General features: G+C 73.3%; 2 protein-coding genes and 2 pseudogenes. 1 reads left to right on the forward strand and 3 read right to left on the reverse strand.

The features are described from left to right. A pseudogene (locus G6R24_RS19890) lies at nucleotides 1-345 on the forward strand (hypothetical protein); the annotation flags it as partial. Nucleotides 346-368: 23 nt separating this feature from the next. Here the strand turns inward: G6R24_RS19890 and G6R24_RS19895 are convergent. The 3 genes and pseudogenes from G6R24_RS19895 to G6R24_RS19905 all read right to left on the reverse strand — a co-directional run. Further along, nucleotides 369-1,529 carry a class I SAM-dependent methyltransferase gene (locus tag G6R24_RS19895; protein ID WP_225438816.1) on the reverse strand — a complete coding sequence of 387 codons (1,161 nt, stop codon included), beginning with the start codon at nucleotides 1,527-1,529 and terminating at the stop codon, nucleotides 369-371. A gap of 143 nt (nucleotides 1,530-1,672) precedes the next feature. Then, a complete protein-coding gene (locus G6R24_RS19900; RefSeq protein ID WP_225438817.1) occupies nucleotides 1,673-2,401 on the reverse strand; it encodes a DUF2599 domain-containing protein in 729 nt (242 codons plus the stop codon). A 416-nt stretch (nucleotides 2,402-2,817) separates the two neighbouring features. Further along, a pseudogene (locus tag G6R24_RS19905) lies at nucleotides 2,818-2,959 on the reverse strand (GlsB/YeaQ/YmgE family stress response membrane protein); the annotation flags it as partial.

Below are 2,959 nucleotides of genomic sequence, written 5' to 3' on the forward strand. Positions count from 1 at the left end.
GCGCAGGCCTGGTCGCTGCTGCGCGCCCCCCGCCTGTGGCTGGACGTCGACGGCGCCGACCACTTCAGCTTCACCGACGACCCGGTCATCGCCGACCAGCTCCCCCCGCCCCCCACCACCGGTCGCGTCGCTGGCACCGACACCGCCAGTGGCACCGGCGGTGGCCCGAAGTCGAATCCGGCGCCGCCGGACGGGGTCGCTCCCACCCTGTCCGGCGGCCGCGCCCTGGCGATCACCCGCGTCTACGTCGAGGCCTTCGTCACCCGCGCCCTGACCGGACGTCCCGCCCCCATCCTGGACGCCCCAAGCCGCACCTACCCGGAAGTCCGCATCATCGGCCACTGACCGTCGCCATCGGCTCCCATCCCTCACGAATGGGGTCGTCGTCCGCTCCCGTCCGTCATGGCCGGGCGTGGCCGCGGGCCGGATCGCCTGTCGGTCGCCCGCATGCCGAGGGTTGTTCGGGAATCGAGGGCCCCGTTTTCCGAACGACCCTCGGCATGCCACCGCATAACCCTCGGCAGGGCGGCGCATCCGCCTCGCCGAGGCGGCCTCGCGGCACGTCCACCTCGGGAGGGCGACGCATCCGCCTCGGGAGGGCGACACGTGCGCCTCGGCGACCGGGTGCGGCGTCCACGCTCGAACCACAAGGCCGAGCACACCGAGGACGCCTCGGACGGGGCGATCCCGCCGAGGCGTGGCGAAGGACGCAGAGCCGCTCCTCTTCGAGCGAGGCTCAGGTTCGGACGGGGCAGGTTCGGGTGGGGCTCAGGCGCGGGCGCGGGCGAGCAGGACGGCGCTGGGCAGGGCGTCGAGGTCGTCGGCGTCGCGCAGCAGCCGGGCGGTCTCGACGAAACCGGCCCAGCGCAGCAGCAGGGCGACGCGGTCGGGGGGCCAGCGGTGCGAGGGGGCGACCCGGTGGGCATGCGGCTGGGGCTGGGGTCGGTGACCTCGGTGGTCTGGAACGCCAGCAGCAGCTGCCCGCCCGGCGCCAGCACCCGGCGGAACTCGGCGAACAGCTGCGGGACGGCCCCGGGCGGCAGGTGGATCATCGAGAACCAGGCGACGATCCCCGACAGGGTCTGCGCGCCGAAACCGAGCCGATGCATGAGACCTACCTCGAACGACAGGTGCGGATGGTCCCGGCGGGCCCGTTCGATCATCGCCGAGGACAGGTCGAGGCCGACCGCGGCCACCCCCAGGCCGTGCAGGTGAGCGGTGATGTGACCGGGTCCGCAGCCCACATCGGCGACCAGCCCGGGGCTACCCGTGGCCGCGGTGTGCTCGGCGACGAGTTCGGCGAACGCGGCGAACATCGCACGTTCGAGGGGTCGTCGCGGGAGCTGACCGGCGAACATGTCGGCGTAGAGATCGGCGACCGCGTCGTAGGCGTCACGGGTCCGGGTCAGGTCGGCCTCGTCCCATCCGGGCCGTCTGCTGGTCTTCTCCGCCCGTCCGGAGACCGGCAGATCGCGCTGCGGGTGATCCTGCTCCGGCAGGGTCCGATCGTCGTCGGGAGTCGCGCTCATGGCGGCGGATCATAACCGGCTGTTGATCTCCGAGGCGGTGGGGGAGCGTCGGGGTGGCACCCCCGAGCGCACTTTCGTCGAGCGTCCCGCCGGCCCCCCACCATCCCCGCCGGACCCGCTGTGGATCACGGTGTCCGGGTGGGTCAGCCGTGCTCGCCGCGGACGGGGTAGCGCGCGGCGACGCCGTCGGGACGGTAGACCCGGGTCGGGCCGCCGGCCGGGTCGGTGCCCAGTGTGTTGCCGCACCGGGTGGAGATCCAGGTGGGGAAACTGTTCGGGGTCATCGGTGGACGCCAGCTCTCCAGGTCGTAGGTGTCACCGGTGGCATAGCCGTCGCCGGAACGGATTTGGGCCAGCGCCTGATGGCAGGCCAGCTGCTGGTGCAGGCTCTCGGCGGACGCGGCGGTACCGACCCCGGGCACGCAGGCACCGATCGCCGACCACAGCACCTGCGTCGTCGCCGTCCGCGGCGCCTTGCGGGAGGCCACCGTCGGTCGCAGCGACACCCGGAACGCCCCGCTCGACCACTGCTCGACGACGATCTCCTCGACGTCCTGACTCGCCCCGCAGTACGGCCGTCCCCCGAGCGCCGCGCCCTGCCCCGCCAGCGCCGCTGCCGACCCGGTCCCGCTGGTGGCTGACGAGCCGCCGCCGGTCGACGCCTCCGGACGCGGCGACGATCCGGCCCGCGACGCTTCCGCGGTGCGCGGGCCCGTGGACGTGGACGCGGTGGAGCGGCCGGCCGTCGCCGTGGCAGTGATCTCGGTGACCGTCACCGGACGGTCGTCCGCGCCGTCGCCATCCGCACCGCCGTTGCCGCAGCCGGACAGCACCACGACCAGCACCAGCCCGGCCGTGACCGCGGCGACCACTGTTCGCGCTGTTCGCGCTTTCGCCGGCCGGGTCGCTGCCGGCTGGGCCGCTGCCGCGGGCGCCGGGATCCACCGCACTGTGAATGTCCGCACGGGAACCAAGAGTAGGACGGACAGCGCCCACCGTCCGGACGGGCCAGTCGCCCCCCGGACAGGCTGGGCGCTCCCGGGCAGACCGGACGCCGCGCCGGCCGTCAGCCAGCGGCCACAACGGCAGGAAACATCCCGCGTGCCGCGCAGGTGGAGGCGTGTTCGGGAAATCCGGCCCGAATCCCGGAACAGCTCTCCACCTGGCACCGTACAACCCTCCGTGTGAGACCTCCGGGCATTCCCAGCCGCACACCGGGACGGAACAAGGCCCTCACATCCGAAGAATCATATGGCGTGCGCGTAGGAGGACCGGCCTGGTGCGAGGGTCAGCGGCGCAGGGCGCGGTCGCGACCACCGACGGCACGCCAGATCAGCAGCACCACGATGCCACCGAGGATCGACCCGATGATGCCCGACGGCTGCAGCGCGCCCTCCCCGAAGTCCTTGTCGAACAGGACGTATCCGAGG

The organism is Candidatus Frankia nodulisporulans, from assembly GCF_902806475.1.
Taxonomy (GTDB): Bacteria; Actinomycetota; Actinomycetes; order Frankiales; family Frankiaceae; genus Frankia; species Frankia umida.

Bases quoted from the DNA above. Each gene is read 5' to 3' on its own strand.
- G6R24_RS19895 (WP_225438816.1), bottom strand. From the start codon at position 1,529: ATGAGCGCGACTCCCGACGACGATCGGACCCTGCCGGAGCAGGATCAC.